The 17,340-nt window shown below is 60.6% G+C and carries 14 protein-coding genes; 13 read left to right on the top strand and 1 reads right to left on the bottom strand.

All coding sequences use genetic code 11. From position 1 onward, the window contains the following. Positions 1-31: 31 nt before the first annotated feature. The 8 genes from RBR41_RS10940 to RBR41_RS10905 all read left to right on the top strand — a co-directional run bounded on the left by RBR41_RS10940 (position 32) and on the right by RBR41_RS10905 (position 10,248). Positions 32-1,414, top strand: coding sequence for a glycosyltransferase (locus RBR41_RS10940; RefSeq protein ID WP_320352627.1), 1,383 nt, complete (start codon positions 32-34; stop codon positions 1,412-1,414). Further along, complete coding sequence (locus RBR41_RS10935) at positions 1,411-2,448, top strand: glycosyl transferase family 1 (protein ID WP_320352626.1); 1,038 nt, start codon at positions 1,411-1,413, stop codon at positions 2,446-2,448. Before RBR41_RS10940 ends, RBR41_RS10935 begins: the two co-directional genes overlap by 4 nt. A gap of 91 nt (positions 2,449-2,539) precedes the next feature. Next, entirely contained in the window at positions 2,540-4,075 is a 1,536-nt protein-coding gene (locus RBR41_RS10930) for a glycosyltransferase family 4 protein (protein WP_320352625.1), read from the top strand. Next, complete coding sequence (gene asnB / locus RBR41_RS10925) at positions 4,063-5,988, top strand: asparagine synthase (glutamine-hydrolyzing) (RefSeq protein WP_320352624.1); 1,926 nt, start codon at positions 4,063-4,065, stop codon at positions 5,986-5,988. The genes RBR41_RS10930 and asnB overlap by 13 nt, the downstream gene beginning before the upstream one ends. Before the next feature lie 179 nt (positions 5,989-6,167). After that, a complete protein-coding gene (locus tag RBR41_RS10920; RefSeq protein ID WP_320352623.1) occupies positions 6,168-7,031 on the top strand; it encodes a M48 family metalloprotease in 864 nt (287 codons plus the stop codon). 94 nt (positions 7,032-7,125) lie between these two features. Further along, positions 7,126-7,518, top strand: a complete 393-nt coding sequence (locus RBR41_RS10915; RefSeq protein ID WP_320352622.1) for a DVU_2496 family lipoprotein — start codon at positions 7,126-7,128, stop codon at positions 7,516-7,518. Between the two features lie 544 nt (positions 7,519-8,062). Continuing rightward, positions 8,063-8,491 (top strand): TOBE domain-containing protein, encoded by a 429-nt coding sequence (locus RBR41_RS10910; protein WP_320352621.1) that lies wholly within the window; start codon positions 8,063-8,065, stop codon positions 8,489-8,491. Positions 8,492-9,039: 548 nt separating this feature from the next. After that, the gene (locus RBR41_RS10905) at positions 9,040-10,248 is read left to right on the top strand and encodes an iron-containing alcohol dehydrogenase (RefSeq protein ID WP_320352620.1); all 1,209 of its coding nucleotides are present in this window, start codon (positions 9,040-9,042) and stop codon (positions 10,246-10,248) included. A gap of 92 nt (positions 10,249-10,340) precedes the next feature. On the opposite strand, the gene RBR41_RS10900 is transcribed toward RBR41_RS10905, so the two are convergent. Further along, positions 10,341-12,491, bottom strand: coding sequence for a substrate-binding domain-containing protein (locus tag RBR41_RS10900; RefSeq protein WP_320352619.1), 2,151 nt, complete (start codon positions 12,489-12,491; stop codon positions 10,341-10,343). Positions 12,492-12,687: 196 nt separating this feature from the next. On the opposite strand from RBR41_RS10900, the gene RBR41_RS10895 reads away from it, so the two are divergent. From RBR41_RS10895 to RBR41_RS10875, 5 genes are all read left to right on the top strand, one after another. Continuing rightward, positions 12,688-13,467, top strand: coding sequence for an HpcH/HpaI aldolase family protein (locus RBR41_RS10895; RefSeq protein ID WP_320352617.1), 780 nt, complete (start codon positions 12,688-12,690; stop codon positions 13,465-13,467). 315 nt (positions 13,468-13,782) lie between these two features. Then, positions 13,783-14,697, top strand: a complete 915-nt coding sequence (locus tag RBR41_RS10890) for an NAD(P)-dependent oxidoreductase (protein WP_320352616.1) — start codon at positions 13,783-13,785, stop codon at positions 14,695-14,697. Positions 14,698-15,060: 363 nt separating this feature from the next. Further along, positions 15,061-15,831 (top strand): 3-deoxy-manno-octulosonate cytidylyltransferase, encoded by a 771-nt coding sequence (locus RBR41_RS10885; protein WP_320352615.1) that lies wholly within the window; start codon positions 15,061-15,063, stop codon positions 15,829-15,831. Then, positions 15,832-16,626 carry an acyltransferase gene (locus tag RBR41_RS10880; RefSeq protein ID WP_320352613.1) on the top strand — a complete coding sequence of 265 codons (795 nt, stop codon included), beginning with the start codon at positions 15,832-15,834 and terminating at the stop codon, positions 16,624-16,626. Positions 16,627-16,628: 2 nt separating this feature from the next. Next, positions 16,629-17,279 carry an HAD family hydrolase gene (locus RBR41_RS10875; protein ID WP_320352612.1) on the top strand — a complete coding sequence of 217 codons (651 nt, stop codon included), beginning with the start codon at positions 16,629-16,631 and terminating at the stop codon, positions 17,277-17,279. Positions 17,280-17,340: the final 61 nt, after the last annotated feature.

The raw sequence follows: 17,340 nt of genomic DNA, 5'->3' as shown, positions 1-17,340 counted from the left end.
GGCCCGGCTCTCGTTTATAGCGGAGATCGATATGCCTTTAACCAGCGGCGCTGCCACAGAAGCGGGCGCAACAAGCGGCCGGCAGACCGTGCCGCCTGTTGTTGCCTATGTGCTTCTCTGGTTTCCCCTGTCTTCAGAGACATTTATTTTTCGTGAGGTCGTGCAGCTGAGAAAACGGGGAATGCCCGTATTCGCCTACAGCATGTATGGCGAGAATCTCAAGGGCTGCAGTGAGGAAATGCGCGCCTATGACGGCCCGGTCGGCCGTATGGGCATCAGGGCCGCAGGCCGGATACTGGCCGCTTTTGGGCGCGCCCTGCGGCAGCGGCCCGGCGCCACGTGGAAGCTCATGCGTGAAGGATTTTTTCGCCGTATGCGCAACCTTGAAGCGCTGGGCGAAAATCTCTGGTGTTTTCTGGCGGGTTTTCTTCTGGCCGAAAAATGCCGCGAGGATGGCGTGCAGCTTATCCACGCGGGCTGGGCAAATGGCCCGGCCACAGCCGCCTGGGTGGCCTCGCGGGTGACGGGCATTCCTTTTGCCTTTACCGGCCGCGCCGGAGACATCTATCCCGAAGACGGCCTGCTCAGGGAAAAATCGCGCGACGCGCTGTTCATCCGCACCAACAATCGCACCAATGTGCAGTGGCTGCGCGGCTTTTGTCCCCCCGATGCCGCTGACAAGGTGCACGCCATCTACAATAGCCTTACCTTCCGTCCGCGCGGCCAGTGCGCCATGCCCATGCAGCCTCCCTATCGCCTTCTGGCCGTGGGCCGTTTTGCCCGCACCAAGGGCTTTCCTGATCTGCTCACGGCAATGGCCCGTCTGCGGCGCGAAAATGTGCCCGTGACCCTGACCTTGGTGGGCGACGGCAATTGGCATCGCAAGCTCGTCAAGCTGCGCGATAATCTGGGGCTTACCCAGGATGTGGACATGCCAGGCTTTATCCCTCATGATAAAATCTGCTGTTTTATGCTGGACCACGATATGCTCATCATGCCCAGCGTAGTGCATGCCAACGGCGATCGCGACGGTATCCCCAACGTCATAATGGAAGCGCTCTCGCACCGTATGCCTGTTATTTCCACCGATGTTTGCGGCATAGCCGAGGTGGTCATGGACGGCGAAACCGGCCTGCTGGTTCCGCAACGCGATCCACGCGCCCTGGCCAACGCGGTGCGCCGCATGGTGGCCGACAGGGACGCTGCCCTGGCCATGGCCGAGGCAGGCCGGGCCCACGTTGAAAAGCTTTTTGACCCCACGCGCAATATCACGGCGGTCTACGACCTGTATGTGGAGCAGTACGCCAGGGCTGCCGGCTCAACTGATGGTGCCGGGGCCGCCGAGGCTGTCGGGGGCCAACAACAAAAAATTTACGGCCCGGCCAGCGCGCACGTGGAAAAAGAGGAACTATGAGCCGCCCTGTGCTCTATCTTGCCGTCAGTCTGGACGTGGAGGAAGAGGGGCTTTTTGGCGGCCGGTACGCGCGCCGGGGCTTCTCGACGGCCAATACGGCCAGCCTGGCGCGGCTTGCCCCCCTGTGCGAGCGGGGGATACGGCCCACATTGTTCTGCGCGCATTCCGTTCTGGCCGATACTGCTTCCCGTTCTGCGCTGGCGCACATGCGCGACAGGTATGGGGCGGAAATAGGCGCGCACCTGCATCACTGGAATACCCCCCCTCTGACCATCGAAGGCCCCGTGGCCGATGCCGCGCTGGCCGACAACGCTCCAAGCGTGCCTGCCGCCGACGTGCCCACGTCGCTCATGGCCGCCAAGCTTGAGAGTCTTATGGCTGTGGGCAGGGAGTTTCAGTCCGCGCCACTGACGTCGTTTCGCATGGGCCGCTGGGATCTGCACAAAAATCTCTGGCCCTTGCTGGCCCAGGCCGGAATAAAGGTGGACGCCTCGGTGCGTCCCCTGCACTGCGGGGCTACGCCCCTGGCCGGGCCGGATCATTTTGACGCTCCCTGCAATCCCTACTGGGTGTCTGTGGGAAAAGAGCGTATTTTTGAGGTTCCGCTCAGTGTCACGCCCCTTGTGCGTCCTTTGCCCGGCCTGGTGCGCCGGGCGGCTCCCGGCTTGCGCCCGGGATTCAAAAACTGGGGTGCGCTGAGTCTGCTGCCCGTGTATCATCCCCTGTGGGCCATGCAGGCAGTTACCAGGCTTTTTGCCGCCAGAGGCGGGCAGGTATTGTCGCTTACCTGGCATTCGTCGGAAATGATGCCGGGCGGCGCGCCCCATCTGCCTGACGCAGCCTCTGTGGACAGGCTCATGAACAAGATACTGGCCTGGACGGACTGGCTCACATCCCGCTGGGAGGTGCGCTGCCTGACCATGGCCCAGTTGCGCGAAGCGCTGGGGCCTCAGGCTCCCGACAGTACGGAACTGCTGCGCGGCAGCGGTACGGGATGCAACGATTGGGCATACCCGCCCCAGGAAGCGCCATAGTTGGCATTTTTTGCACTCCGGCCCGTCAATACGTGGAATATCAAGACATAACCTGTGGGTTTGCCCCTTCGCAGACGCTCAGGAGTAAGCAATGACAGAATACAAGACAAGTGAGCCGGTCATCCAGAAGCCATTTGAGCCCGGCCTGCCCCATATGGCCTGTGTGCTCCTGTGGTACCCCTTGTTCACGCAACCCTTTATTTTCCGTGAAGTACAGGGACTCAGAAAACGCCTTCCCGTTTCTGTCTATAGTTTGTACGGAGCCAATCTGCGGCATTGTTCCACAGAAATGCAGATGGCCGCGCGGCAGACCCACACCCTGGGCACAAAGGCTCTCTTTGCCATCCTGGCTGAAGTGATGCGCCAGGTGTGCGCCCATCCTCTGCGTATGGGCCGTCTTTTCAGGCGTACCATGTTTCGTCGCTGGCGCTGCATTGAAACCATGGGCGAGAACCTCTGGGCTTTTTGCGCGGGGGTGTATCTGGCCCGGCGCTTCAAAGAAGCGGGCATTGACATGATCTACGCGCCCTGGCCGCGCGGCACGGCCACCGCCGCCTGGGTTGCGGGCAGTATTGCCGGGCTGCCGTTTGCCACCTGCGCGCGGGGCGACAATCTTGAGCCAGCGGACCCGGACCTTGGCGCAAAGCTTGATGCGGCCTTTCTGGTGCGCGCCAACAACGGTGCAGACAAGGCGCGTATTGAAAATTTTGACAAGGGCCAGGCCAAGGGCAAGGTGGAACTTGTGTACAATGGCCTGACCCTGCCGCCTCTGGAAGATGTTTCCGTGGCAGAACCGGCGGGGCAGGGCGATCAGGCTGGACAGGCCCAGGCCGATCCGGCAGAACCGCTTGAACAGGTAAGGCTGGCAGAGCAGGGGGCATCTTTGGCGGCCCAGGCTTCTCCGGCCCAAGCTTCTTTGGCCCAGGCTTCTTTGGCCTGCTGCGATTTCAGCGATATTGCCCATTCCCTCCCGCAGTTTGAGGCGGTTCCTGCCTCGCCATCGCCTGTTCCCATGGCGCGGCCCGTGCGTCTGCTGGCTCTGGGCAGGTTTGACGTCACCAAAGGCTTTGACGTGCTGCTCCGGGCGTGCGGCTTGCTGCAAAACAGGGGGCTGGACTTCACCCTGACGCTGGCGGGCGGCGGCGGCACGGTAATGGGCCTTGGCAACATGCAGGCCGAATTGACGCGCCTGCGCAAGGAACTGAACCTCGAAGCCCGCGTGAGCATGCCCGGCCTCATTTCGCACAACGAACTGCCCCGTCTGCTCAACGATCATGATATTTTTGTGGCGCCCTGCGCGGTGCACGCTTCTGGCCGACGCGACGGCATCCCCAACACCGTTATCGAGGCTCTGGCCTATGGCCTGCCCGTGGTCAGCACCACGGTCAACGCGCTGCCCGAGGTGGTCCGGCACGGCAAGACAGGGCTGGCTGTGCCCCAACACGATGCCGTGGCCCTGGCTGACGCTGTGGAAACGCTGGCCAAAGATGCGGCCCTGGCGGCTGGCCTTGCCCGCAACGGCAGGCTGCTGGCGGCCAGAATGTTTGATCCTGAAGCCAATAATGACCGTTTGGCGCGAATTTTCATCAATAATTACAGGTGCTGGAAAGAAACATGTGTGGAATAGCCGGTATTTGCCAACTGGACGCTTCGCCTCTTGATCCCCAGGCCCAGTACTGGGTCAAGGCCATGACCGATTACATCGCCCACCGGGGGCCGGACGGCGAAGGGCAGTGGCTGAACGGCCCGGTCTGCCTGGGGCACCGGCGTCTTTCCATCATTGACCTTGGCACGGGCGGTCAGCCCATGCACAGCGTTGACGGGCGTTATACGATCGTATTCAACGGCGAGATCTATAATTTCGTGGAACTCAAGCAGGAACTTGCCGCCAACGGCGCGCGTTTTTGCACCAGCTCCGACACCGAGGTCATACTGGAAGGCTACCGCCAGTGGGGCGTGGACTGCTTGTCCCGCTTTAACGGCATGTTCGCCTTTGCCCTGTGGGATGCCCACGAGCAGCGCCTTTTCTGCGCGCGTGACCCTTTTGGCAAAAAACCCTTTTTCTACACCGTGCAGCAGGGCAGACTGCATTTTGTCTCCGAACTGACGGCGCTGGAAAAAATTCCCGGCCTGAGCCTGACCATGCAGCCCGAAGCTGTCATGCGTTACCTGGCCTATGAGTATGTGCCCACGCCGCAGACCGTCTATGGCGAGGTGGAAAGCCTGCCCCCCGCGCACTGGCTGATGGTTGAGGGCGGCGTCGTGCGTACGGGCCGCTACTGGGACATGCCCATGCCCGACGAGAGCGACAGGCGCAACCCGGATCAGCTTGGCGAAGAGTTGCGGTTTCTGATGGCGCGCGCCGTGCGTCGGCGCATGGTCAGCGACGTGCCGCTGGGCGTGTTTCTTTCGGGCGGCATTGACTCGTCCATTGTGGCCGGGCTTATGGCGCAGCAGTCCCCCACGCCCATAAAGACGTTTTCCATCGGCTTCACGGAAGCCAGCTATGACGAGTCGCGCTATGCCCGCATAGTGGCCGAGGCCTTTGGCACCGACCACCATGAGCGTGTGCTTTCCGCCGAAGAGTGCGCCGACAATCTGCCCGGCATCGTCAGCAGGATGGACGTGCCCATGGCCGACGCCTCGGTGGCTCCCACCTGGCTGCTTTCTGGCGTCACGCGGGAAAAGGTCACCGTGGCTCTTGGCGGCGACGGCGCGGACGAACTGTGGGCCGGGTACGAGCACTACATAGGCTTCAAGGTGGCGGAATGGTACAATGCCCTGCCCGCCCTGGTGCGTCACAAGATGGTTGAACCCCTTGCCCGTCGCCTGCCTTCATCCGCCGGGTATATCAATCCGCGCCTGGCTGTGGCCACGTTTTTGCGGGCGGCCCAGGCTCCGGCCTGGCAGCGGGTGCAGACCATGCTCACCGCCTTTACTCCCGATATGCAGGCCGAAATTCTGACCGGAGCCTTCAAGGCGCAAGCGCCGGGCTTTCTTTCGCCGGAGCGCCTTTTTGCGCCCACACGCGAGCAGTTTGAACACTGGCAGCCCTACAATGCGGCCACGCCTCTGGCGCGCGCGTTCTATGTCTACGCGCATCAGTTCATGCTGGACGACATCCTGGTCAAGGTGGATCGCTGCTCCATGCTGCACAGCCTTGAAGTGCGCGCGCCTTTTCTGGACAAGGACGTGGCCGAATTCGCCGCGCGCCTGCCCGTGGATCGCAAACTGCACGGATTCAAGCGCAAATGGTTGCTCAAACGGGCCTTTGCGGGGCTGTTGCCCAAGGAAATCCTGCACCGCAACAAGAGGGGATTTCAGATCCCCGTGGCGGAGTGGCTGCGCGGGCGCATGCGCCCCCTCATGGAAGACCTGCTCAGCCCGGACAGCCTCAAGGCCCAGGGCATCTTTAACCCTGCCACCGTGCGCGCCCTTATGGACGAGCACATCTCCGGCAGGGCCGATTTGCGCAAACCCTTGTGGACCCTGCTGGTCTTTCAGCTGTGGTGGCAGGCACGCCAGCGCCCCGCCGCGTAGTGGAGCGCTTGCAGCGACAGCCCCCTTGCAATGGTGCGAGCGGGCTTGCCGTGCGGGCTGGATGCGGGAAAAGCGGCTGACGCACACAGGGAAAAGCCTTCTTGCCAGCCGCAGGCCAATGCTTATATCATCTTGCGAGGTTTTAACGACGCGCAATATTCGCATATAGAGGAGTACGCATGACCAGCCAGATCAAGACAGTTCTTCTTCTGGGTTTGCTTTCGGGCATTATCATAGTGCTTGGCGGCCTGCTTGGCGGGCGCACGGGCATTGTCATAGCCTTTGGCATGGCCCTGCTCATGAACGTGGGCAGCTACTGGTACTCGGACAAAATTGTGCTTTCCATGTACCGTGCGCGTGAGCTTGCCCCGGAAGAAGCTCCGTATTTACATAAAATTGTTGAAGAACTTGCTCACAACGCCAATGTGCCCAAGCCCCGCGTCTGTGTCGTGCCCGAAGAGGCCCCCAATGCCTTTGCCACCGGGCGCGATCCCGAACACGCGGTGGTGGCCGTGACCGAAGGCATTTTGCGCCTTCTGTCGCCAGAAGAGCTGCGCGGCGTGGTGGCCCATGAGATGGGGCACATCGTCAACCGCGACATTCTCATTCAGACCATCGCCGGGGTCATGGCCTCTGCCATTGTGACCATGGCCAACATTTTTCAGTTCACGGCCATATTCGGCGGCGGCAACCGTGACGGCGAGGGCGGCGGGGTCAATCCCATCGCGGCGCTGGCCATGGCTTTGCTGGCCCCTATGGCGGCCGGTCTTGTGCAGATGGCCATTTCGCGCTCGCGGGAATACCTGGCTGACGACACGGGGGCAGAACTTTGCGGTCAGCCCCTGGCGCTGGCTGGCGCTCTGGCCAAACTCGGCGCGGCCAGCGGGCGCATACCCATGCGCGAGGGCAATCCCAGTACAGAGCAGATGTTCATAGTGTCGCCCATGTTTGCCCACAGCAGCATGGCCAATCTCTTCAGCACGCATCCGCCGCTGGAAGAACGCATTCGCAGGCTTCAGGCCATGGCGGCATCCCGGCGCTGATTGCCGGAATTGCCGAAAACGGGAACAGAACCGCTCAGACAACGGGCCGAACAGGCTCTGCCGGGTTCCAGGAACCCACATATTGAGGAAGACAATGTACGTACGTCTTTTGCTGGTAGCGTTACTGGCTCTGCCCCTCCTGGCCTGCAAAAAGCCCGCGACTGTGGCCGAAAACGAGCCCCTGCCGCCTGCTGAGCCTTGCCCCTTTGTCTATGTTGTCGCCCCCGGCAACTATATTGTGGACATTGCCAGCGGCTCCGAAGTGGTGCTTGACCCCGGCGTCAGTGAATTCGAGCTGTTCTGCTCGCCCGGAGCCGCCCGCGCGGCCGTGGATTACGCCGTGGCCCGCGGTTCCCTTCCTGAAGGGGATTGGCGCATCTACCGCCTTGACGGCAACCTGGACGATCTTGCCTACAGAAGCCCGCAGAACCGCTATACCCTCAAGCGTATGGCAGAGGTTGTGGACTGGGTGACGGAAGATATCTAGGGAAACGCTGATTTATTCCGTTTGGCGGCGTTGCTTCACTTTTTTTGAAACAGTCGAGGACGGAAGAGTCCACTCCTGCTTCAAAAAAAGTTCGCGCCTTGCCAAACGAAAGAACTACGCGTTTCCAGGAAGCTCTTTAATCAGTGCATCCGCCCGCCGCAGAGGTGTAAGCGCAGTTTATCTGCACGGTTAAGCACCGAAGCGAGCGTATCTTAAACTTTGAGAATGTACATTCTCAAAGGTAATCTGCTCCAAGGCAGTGCGAGATTCCCAAAATTGTCTGCTCCAGAGCGGTGTTAAAAGCGCTTTCTGACAAAGGGGCCGGTCTTGAATACCGGCCCCTTTGTTATTGGAAAATGTGCAGGCATGCTTGCCTTTCTTGTGCGTGTATGAGTAACTTTCTGTTATTTCAGATGTTGTTGCTCTTTTATGCATACAGCGTGCATGGGTGGCACGGTGTATTGTCTTGTTGTAGACTTGTTGTATGCGAAAAAAAAGTTTTCGCGTTTACCAGCCGGGGGATACCCGGCATAAGGATATTTATATGCAAACCAGCGCAAGAAATGTTTTCAAGGGTAAGGTCGCGGCTGTACATTCCGGAGCCGTCAATGATGAAGTGGAATTGTCCGTTGAGGGTGGATTGAGCATTGTTGCTTCCATTACCCAGGTCAGCACCAAAAAGCTGGGTCTCAAGCCCGGCGTGGAAGCCATCGCCCTGATCAAGGCCAGCTTTGTGCTGCTCATGAACGATGCCGAAAATTACCTTTTGTCCACCCGCAACCAGTTTGCGGGAACGGTGAGCAAGGTGACGCCCGGCGCGGTCAATGCCGAAGTGCTGATTGATCTGCCCAGCGGCAAATCCATTGCGTCCATCGTCACCATGGGCAGCCTCGCCAACCTTGGCCTGGCTCCCGGCAAAAAAATCACGGCCATCGTAAAGGCTTCACAGGTTATTCTGGCGGTGCCGAAATAACCTTGGGGCAGCGCGCCTTGCGCGCAGGGCCTTTCAAGAGGGCATGCTCCGCGAGAATGCAGGTTCTCAAGGGGTAAGGGGCATATGCGACGGATGCGGGCTTTACCTGCGGCAGGCGAGGCTTCAACTGCCGTGTGCAGGCATGCGTGGCATGTGATCACGCCCAACGGTCGTTGGCACATGCTGACGGGCGAACTCCACGATGAGCTATTCTGGCGTTCATGGCCTGCTTGCAGGCCATGAACGCTCCAAAAACCAAGGCCCGGATCGCGTTAGCGATCCGGGCCTTGTGGCGTTAAAAACGTGTCGTTAGACCATGCCTTGAAAAGCAGCATGAAGAGTATTTGTCGAAGGGGCCGGTTTTTAAGGGAAATTGTTAGTTGAAAATTTCACAAAAAGTTTTTTTTACTGTGCTCCGACATTTTTATCAAGAAGAAAATTATTGCAAAATTTATGTGAAAAATTGCGCAGGTTCTTGACCTAATGTTTTATTCATTCTACGTTACTGCAGCGCAATAAAACGTCCGGCGTGATCGCAGGAGGCAACCGTGTGGGATAACTGCTGCGACTATGACACTGTTCGTGAAATACGTGTTAAAACAACGGCATATATTGGCGTAGGCGCAATAGACAAGATTGACGGCATCCTGGGAAATTTGAAAAACGAGGGCGTTACATCAGTGCTCTGCGTTTGCGGCGGGCATGCCTACCGCGCTTCGGGCGCGTGGGATAAAGCCGAGGCCGCAGCGCAGCGGCAAGGCATTGTACTGGCTCTGTACAACAGGGTCATGCCCAACCCGACCACGGATACCATCAATGACGCCGCCGCCCTTGGCCGGGCTGTCAATGCCGGAGCCGTGCTTGCCATAGGCGGCGGAAGTCCCCTGGACTGTGGCAAGGGGGCGGCTGTGTTGCTGGCCAACCCCGGTAAAAGCGCCGAAGATCTTTTTTGCTTTCGCTTCACGCCCCAAAAGGCCCTTCCGTTAGTTGCCGTCAACCTCACCCACGGCACGGGCAGTGAAGTAAACCGATTTGCGGTGGTTACCGTGGCCGGGCGCAACCACAGATCCATTGTTGGTCATGATTGCAGCTACCCGCGCTATGCCATTGACGATCCCGCTCTCATGACGGGGCTTTCGGCAGAGCAAAGCCGCTATGTGTCCATAGATGCGCTGTGCAGGGTAGTGGAGGCCGCAACCACCACAGTGGCAGGTCCGCTGGCCGTAACCCTGGCGCGCGAGACTGTCGGGCTGGTGCACAGGTGGCTGCCAACAGTGCTGGCCGAACCGCACAATCTCAAGGCCCGTTATGGCCTGTGTCTGGCGGCGCTTCAGGCCGGTGTGGTTTTTGACAACAGCCTTTTGCACATGGCGCACGCGCTTGAACACCCGCTGAGCCGCTTCAAGAAAATTCCGCACGGTCTGGCGCTGGCCATGTTGCTGCCCGCCGTCATCGGTGAATGCTATGCCGCCAAGCCCGACGTGCTGGCCCATGTGCTTGAACCCCTGGCTCCCGGATTGAAAGGTGAGCCTGAAGAAGCCACTGCAGCGGCCAAGGCCGTTGAAAACTGGCTTTTCAGCCTGGGCGTAAAACAAAAACTCCTGGACTTGGGAGTCCAGGAGTCAGATGTGGAAGACTTTTGCAACTTCATCGAGCAGACGCCTTCGCTGGGTCTTCTGCTCTCGGTGGCGCCGGTTATGAGTTCCCGCCAGCGTTTGGCGAGAATCTACACAAACTCGTTACGCCCTATGCCGTGAAATTGCCCATCTTCCTCCAGGATCGGACTGATCTGCCGCAGTCCGCTCCATACCCAGCCCCTCCGTTTGCCGACGGTGGGGCTTTTTTAGTATCACGCTCCAAGGCGAACGCCAAGCTCAAGTTTTTGGCCTGTCAAAGTGGTCTCATAGCCGCCCAGGGCGTCGATACGCTTTTTGAATTCGGTTTGTTGCAAAAGGGATTGTACGCTGATAACTCGCGGGTCATCAAGAAATGCCTCGGGGATCACAAGATCCCAGCGTTCGCCGCCCAGAGGAACAAAATCCAGGCCCATGGCGCTGGCCGCAGCGGCAACGCCGGGGCCGCAGTCCGCCTTGCCCGTGAGAACGGCGGCGGCGACGGCAAGCTGGCTTTCCGCCTCGGTCTCATAACCAGAAACATCCTGGGGAGTCAGCCCGGCATGGCGTAAAAGCGCGTCGAACTGCAGGCGCGTGCTGGAGCCAGCCAGGCGGTTGACGCAGCGCAGCTTTTTGTCCCTGATGTCGGCAATGCTTTTGAGCCCGCGCGGGTTGCCGGCGGGAACCACAAGCCCCACCTGCCGGATTGCCAGGTTTACAAAAATTACCTTGCCCTGGGGCCAGTGGCGCTGCACAAAGCCAAAATTGAATTCGCCCTTGTCGTCATCAGCCATATGGAGCACAGCCGCATGGCAATGACTGTTCTTCAGGGCCTCAAGCGCGTCGCCCGCGTCGGCTCCCACGGAAATCGCATGTACGGGATGCGGTTCACGCAGCAGGGCGTCCGCCATAAGATCCAGAACCATGTCCCTACCGCCAGCGCAAAAAAGCGTCGAATACAGCGTTTCGACCGGGCGGAGAGGCTGCGCGCGAATCCTGCTGCCCAGGGGCGCGCCCTTGCCGTTGGCGGAAATGTGGGCAAAGCCCTGGGTACGGACTGTGGTTTTGTACCCTTCGCCAAGGCGCAGGGGCAGGGCCACGGTTTTTTCGCCCACTCTGGCCAGGGCCAGGGGGGAGAAGACGTCAAGACCGGGATAGGCGGGCAGGCTGGCGGCCAGTTCCGCTGTAAGTTCGCAGCATTCGGTGGGCGCGCCGGACTGAGCGCTGACGTATTGCCCGATGGGGCGACGCGACATCAGCAAAAGGGTCGGCGACACCAGAGCCGAGAAGGCGCTCAGCGATCCGGCAGGGCTGGGGGGCAGGCAGAATATCGGCCTGCCTTCATAAACGGCGGTCATGGCCGGTGCGCCGGGCAGCAGGCCCACATTGGGCGACACAATCTGCCCCTCGGCTTCAAAAAAACTGCGCACAACGGCCAGCGCCGCTTCATCGGCTACGCACAGCAAGAGTGCATGTCCGCCAGCCGCCAGGGATTTTTGAAAAAAATCCCGTAGGGCCTCTGCCGTAGCGGCAAGGGGCGCGGCAAGGTGGGCGCGGCAGTCCAGCGCTTGTGTCCGGGCTGCCAGAGCGGGGCTGATGCCGTCCACCAGGCGGGTATCTGGCAGACGGGTATCTGGCGTCGCGCCCGTGGCTGTGCCGGACGTTGGGGTACTCGCGGCACCCGTGGCGGTGCCCGGCGCGGCGCCAGGCGTTCCATCTGCGGCGCCCGTGCCTGTGCCCGTGCCTGTGCCCGTGCCTGTGCCCGTGCCTGTCCCCGTGGCAGCCCCGTCAGCAGTGATTGCCGAACGATAGTTGCCGCCCACGGTGGCCAGAAAGACCTCAAGCCTGTCCCACACCTGCACCTCGTTCACACCCGCCGCCAGAAGCGCGCCGATGTCGCTGGGCCGGAGAATATGGTTGCGGCAAAAAAGGGCTTCTTCTGCGGCAATGTCCGAACCAACGCGCCGAACGTGCAGCCACGGCAGCATGGGTGCCGTGATGCTGACCCCGCCCTTGCCGTCCACAGCGGCATGGGCTGACAGGGCAATGGCGTCGCAGGATGGGGGCAGGGCGTCGCCGGAGCTTACGGCAAAGCAGGTTTTGCCTTCCTGAAGCGTGGCCGGGGCCTCGTCGGTTGCCGCGTAGGTGTCGGCTGCCTTGAGGGCATAGCCGCTGGCCGCGGCGAGAGCAAAGGGCGGAAAGGGGCGGGCGGCGATCACTGGCGCGCACAGCACGCTGCCTTCGGCCTGACCTGTGGGGCAGGCCATGGCCTGCGGCAGTTGCTCCTGCCCGCTGGATTCCCGCGCCGCATCCAGGGCTTTGAACAGCTTGTCAAGGGCATCGTCAAGAGACGTAATTTCCGTATATATATTTGCGTCGAGGGGCATTGTATCCTCCTGGGAAGGGCAAGGGACGTGAGTGGACGGAAGGAGAGAATCTACCCGACAAACATACATCTTCACGGCACACATGCAAACATCTGTTGCGGGCATGCCGCTCTGGGCCGTATTGCGTGCTGTCGCGCCTGGGCGTATAGTGATCCTTTATATGTAACCTCAACCCTGCGGCGGTATGCCGCTTGATATGACCGTACATGACATACGCAAGCTTCTGGCAGCGGACAAAGCCACGGTAGGCACATGGCTGCAACTGCCCTCCACGGACGTGGCCGAGCTTATGGCCCGCGCCGGGTATGACTGGGTAGCCGTGGATATGGAGCATGGCTCCTTTGGGCGCACCGGCCTGCCGGACATTTTCCGGGCCATTGAATGCGGCGGCGCAGCCCCCTTCGCCCGCCTGCCCGAAGCCAGCAAAACCCAGATAAAGTCCGCCCTTGAGGCTGGAGCCCAGGGGCTGATCTTTCCCATGATAGAAAGCCGCGAGCAGCTTGACCGCGCCATTGACTGGGCCGTGTATCCCGGTCAGGACACGTGGCGGGCCAAGGGCGAGACCGCGCAGGAATACAGGGGCGTAGGCTTTTGCCGGGCCAACGTGTTTGGCAAAAACTTTGACGACTACCGCACCCATCGTGCCCCGGAGCTCTTTCTTGTGGCGCAGATAGAGCATATCCGCGCTGTGGAAAATCTGGACGCCATACTGACGCACCCGCGTCTGGACGCCATCATGGTCGGGCCGTACGACCTTTCCGGCTCCATGGGCCTTACGGGGCAGTTTGACCATCCGGACTTCAAGGCGGCCATGGCGCGCATCGTGGACGCCTGCGCGCGGCACAAGGCCCGCATGGGCTTGCATATCGTGCAGCCCGACCCGGCGGAACTGGCGCGTCAGGTGGCGGCGGGCAGCCGTTTTATCGCCTATGGCATTGATTCCGTCTTTCTTTGGGGCGCGGCTGAACGCCCCTAGAGCAATTTCTCTAGCGATGCTGTTGCCATCCGTAAGGCTTCTTCGTCGCCTAACGGCTGCCGCTTGAAATTGCTCTGGCGGATGCGGGAGCAGACGCCCGCCGCAGAGGCGTAAGCGCAATTTATTTGCGCGGTTACGCGCCGGAGCGAGCGTCTTGGAAGCATTGAGAATAAATATTCTCAATGCGAAAATGCTAAATAAGTCTGCCGCCGGATAACGCGGCAGCAGGCCCGTCACAGGGCCGATTTGCCCCCCTGCGTCGCGCAGCACTGCGGACGCGCGTTTGATCAAGAAAATTCTCCAGGGAGAATCATTGTGAAAATAACTGTTTTTGGCGGTTCCGGATTCCTGGGTTCGCATATTTGCGACAAGCTTTCCGAGGCCGGACATAACGTCACCATTGTAGACCTGCATCCCTCGCCCTGGTTGCGACCCGACCAGACCATGCTCACGGGCAACATCCTTGAAGAGGAGACCGTGTACAAAGCTGTGGACGGCGCTGACATGGTCTTCAACTACGCGGGCATCGCGGATATTGGCGAGGCCAATAACCGCCCGGTGGACACGGCGCGCATTAACGTGGTCGGCAACGTCATGGTTCTTGAAGCCTGCCGCAAGGCGGCCGTCAAGCGCTACGTCTTCGCCAGTTCCCTTTACGTGTACGGCAAGTCTGGCGGTTTTTACCGCTGCAGCAAGCAGTCCTGCGAAGTGTATATTGAAAACTACCAGGCCATGCACAACCTGCCGTACACCATTTTACGCTACGGTTCGCTGTACGGCCCCCGGTCGGACAGGCGCAACGCCATCAATCGCTTTGTTTACGAAGCGCTCACCACGGGCGGCATCACCTACTACGGCGCGCCCACGGCCCTGCGTGAATACGTGCATGTGGATGACGCCAGCGCCGCCACCCTGGCCGTGCTCGCCCCGGAGTTTGAGAACCAGAACATCATCATCTCCGGCAACCAGCCCATGCGGGTCAGCGACCTCTTCAAGATGATAGGCGAAATGCTGGGCAAGGAACTGGTCATCAATTACCAGAACGACCCCAACAGCGGCCACTACCAGGTGACCCCCTACGCCTTCATGCCCAAGGTGGGGCGCAAGCTTGTGCCGCCGCTGACCGTGGATCTGGGCCAGGGCGTGCTGCGCGTGATGGAAGAAGAACATAAGGAAATCCATCCCGAACTGTCCGCCGAGGGCGGCTATCTCGTGGCAACCGACGACTAGAGCGAAGTGTCGCTGAAAGGCGCTGCATTTCACGTTGTCATTCTGACGAAATGCGATTTGCGGCTGAATCCACGCCACGTTGCGGCGTGCCGCCCCTTTGTGCGGCAGCAGGGGATGTGACCGGTTTCAGCATAAAACGTTCTGGAGCGCCGCTTGCTGTGACATGCCCGTTCCCGGCATCGCAGCCCGCGTGCGGCGGTAGTGTCAGCACCGTGCCTGCGCTGACGACGCTGCAAAAAATGTTTCTGGCAAAGAATTGAGGTTCGCGAAAATCCGCCATTGTCGGGGCGCAAGCTCGCCCCGCCGGGTTTCGGAACCAGAGCCTGGATCTGAAAATTTTATACGGACACAAGGAGCCGTTGCATGAACATCATTGCCATCATTCCCGCGCGTATGGGGTCCAGCCGTTATCCCGGCAAGCCCCTGGCCCTCATCCACAACGTGCCCATGGTCGGGCATGTGGCCTTTCGTACGGCCATGAGCAAAACCCTTTCCGCCACCTATGTGGCCACCTGCGATGATATCATTGAAAATTACTGCAAGGGTGCGGGCCTGGACTGCGTCATGACCGGCGACCATCACGTGCGCTGCTCGACGCGCACGGCCGAAGCCCTGCTCAAGATTGAGGCCGCCACGGGCAAAAAGGCCGACATCGTGGTGATGGTGCAGGGCGACGAACCCATGGTGCGCCCGGAAATGATCGACGCCGCCATTGCCCCCATGCTCACAGACCCCAGCATCAACGTGACCAACCTCATGGCCGATATGGACACCCTTGAGGAATTTGAAGATCCCAATGAAGTCAAGGTGGTGGTGGACCGCTTTAACGACGCCCTGTACTTCTCGCGCGAACCCATCCCCTCGCGCAAAAAGGGCTCGGACAAGGTGCCCATGCGCAAGCAGGTCTGCATCATTCCCTTCCGCCGCGACTATTTGCTGCGCTTCAATGAAATGGAAGAAAGCCCCCTGGAAATCTATGAATCCGTGGACATGATGCGCATCCTCGAATACGGCGAAAAGGTGCGTATGGTTCCCACCGACTGCCGCAGCTGGAGCGTGGACACGCCCGAAGATCTGGCCCGCGTGACGCGCCTGATGGAAGGTGACGATCTTATGAAGGCATACAGCAAGTAAATGGCTGTGTCTGAAAAATCAGGCATGGGGCAGGGTGCGGAGGCGGGGTCGGCCAATGGGTCGGCTGCGCCTTCCGCTCCTGTTTCTTCCGCTCCTGTTTCTTCGGCAAGCACAGCCGCGCAGGCTGGGCCCGGCGGGAGCACGCCGCCACCTGCCCATGGCGCGCCGGGCTGGCGTCGTCGGCTTGGGGCCGCGCTCGAAGAATTGTGGGTGGCGCTGCTGGGCTGGATCCCCACCCCCGTGGGTCTGGCCCTGCGTCTGGCTGGCTGGCGCTGGATGTTTGCCCGCTGCGGCTCGGTGCGCTTCGGCACAGGGCTGAGCCTTGCGGGGTGCAGGGGCATGACGCTTGGCGACAATGTGCGTCTTGGGCGCGGCTGCTTTATCACCGCCACGGACGGTACGCTTGTGCTGCATGACAGCGTGGCCCTTTCGCCTTTCGTGCATGTGGGGGCCGACGCCGGACGCATTGAAATAGGCAGCCATACGGCTGTGGGGCCGGGCACGGTCATACGGGCGGCCAACCACTGCATAGCCCGGCAGGACGTGCCCATCATGCACCAGGGGCATGTGCCCGGCGTGATTGTTATTGAAGAAGACGTGTGGATCGGGGCCAACTGCGTCATTACGCCCGACGTGCGCATTGGGCGCGGCGCGGTGGTGGGCGCGGGGGCTGTGGTCACCCGTAACGTGGCTCCCTTCGCCATTGTCGGCGGCGTGCCCGCCAAGGTCATCGGCATGCGTGGCAGTAACGACGCAAGCGTTGGCGGATCGGCGACCCAGGCCGCAAAAGGATAGTTATGGCTTTGCAATGCATTGTTTTTGACTGCGACGGCGTCATACTGGACAGCGTGCCCGTGAAAACACGGGCCTTCGCGCGTATTGCCGCGCCCCACGGGCAGGAAGCCCAGGACCGTTTTGTGATGTACCACACGCGGCATGGCGGCGTGAGCCGTTACAAGAAGTTCCAGTGGTTTTACAACGAGGTGCTGGGCCGCGAAATTTCGGATGAAGAGTCCGAACGACTGGGCCGTCTGTTTGCGGAATACGCCCTGGACGAAGTGCGCCGTTGTCCGCTTATCCCCGGCATTCAGGAGGTTCTGGACACCTGGAAGGGCAAGTTGCCCCTCTATGTGTGCTCCGGCGCGCCCCTTGAGGAAGTGCAGGCGGTGCTGCGCGAGCGCAATCTGGAGCAGTATTTCGTGTCCATTCACGGTTCGCCTCCGGCCAAGGCCAAGCTGCTGGCCCAGATTGTGGCCGCGCTGCCCATGGCTCCGGAGGACGTGCTCATGGTGGGCGACGCCCCCACGGATCACGAGGCGGCACAAGAAGTGGGCACGCTTTTTTACGGCGTTGGCCCGGACATCAAACCGGCCTCGGAATCTCTCTATCCCTGGGGCACGGATCTTACCGGGCTCAATGACTGGATAAAGGCCCGCGCGGCGCAGTAAGGAAACGCTGATGTATTTCTTTTGGCGGCGCTGCTTCCTTAATCCCAACAGCACACAACAA

It is taken from the genome of Desulfovibrio sp. (assembly GCF_034006445.1).
In the GTDB taxonomy this organism is placed as follows: Bacteria; Desulfobacterota; Desulfovibrionia; order Desulfovibrionales; family Desulfovibrionaceae; genus Desulfovibrio.
This window is presented reverse-complemented; position numbering and strand designations above follow the sequence as displayed.

Bases quoted from the DNA above. Each gene is read 5' to 3' on its own strand.
- RBR41_RS10885 (WP_320352615.1), top strand. From the start codon at position 15,061: ATGAACATCATTGCCATCATTCCCGCGCGTATGGGGTCCAGCCGTTAT.
- RBR41_RS10900 (WP_320352619.1), bottom strand. From the start codon at position 12,491: ATGCCCCTCGACGCAAATATATATACGGAAATTACGTCTCTTGACGAT.
- RBR41_RS10930 (WP_320352625.1), top strand. From the start codon at position 2,540: ATGACAGAATACAAGACAAGTGAGCCGGTCATCCAGAAGCCATTTGAG.
- RBR41_RS10875 (WP_320352612.1), top strand. From the start codon at position 16,629: ATGGCTTTGCAATGCATTGTTTTTGACTGCGACGGCGTCATACTGGAC.
- RBR41_RS10915 (WP_320352622.1), top strand. From the start codon at position 7,126: ATGTACGTACGTCTTTTGCTGGTAGCGTTACTGGCTCTGCCCCTCCTG.
- asnB (WP_320352624.1), top strand. From the start codon at position 4,063: ATGTGTGGAATAGCCGGTATTTGCCAACTGGACGCTTCGCCTCTTGAT.
- RBR41_RS10910 (WP_320352621.1), top strand. From the start codon at position 8,063: ATGCAAACCAGCGCAAGAAATGTTTTCAAGGGTAAGGTCGCGGCTGTA.
- RBR41_RS10895 (WP_320352617.1), top strand. From the start codon at position 12,688: ATGACCGTACATGACATACGCAAGCTTCTGGCAGCGGACAAAGCCACG.
- RBR41_RS10940 (WP_320352627.1), top strand. From the start codon at position 32: ATGCCTTTAACCAGCGGCGCTGCCACAGAAGCGGGCGCAACAAGCGGC.
- RBR41_RS10920 (WP_320352623.1), top strand. From the start codon at position 6,168: ATGACCAGCCAGATCAAGACAGTTCTTCTTCTGGGTTTGCTTTCGGGC.
- RBR41_RS10880 (WP_320352613.1), top strand. From the start codon at position 15,832: ATGGCTGTGTCTGAAAAATCAGGCATGGGGCAGGGTGCGGAGGCGGGG.
- RBR41_RS10935 (WP_320352626.1), top strand. From the start codon at position 1,411: ATGAGCCGCCCTGTGCTCTATCTTGCCGTCAGTCTGGACGTGGAGGAA.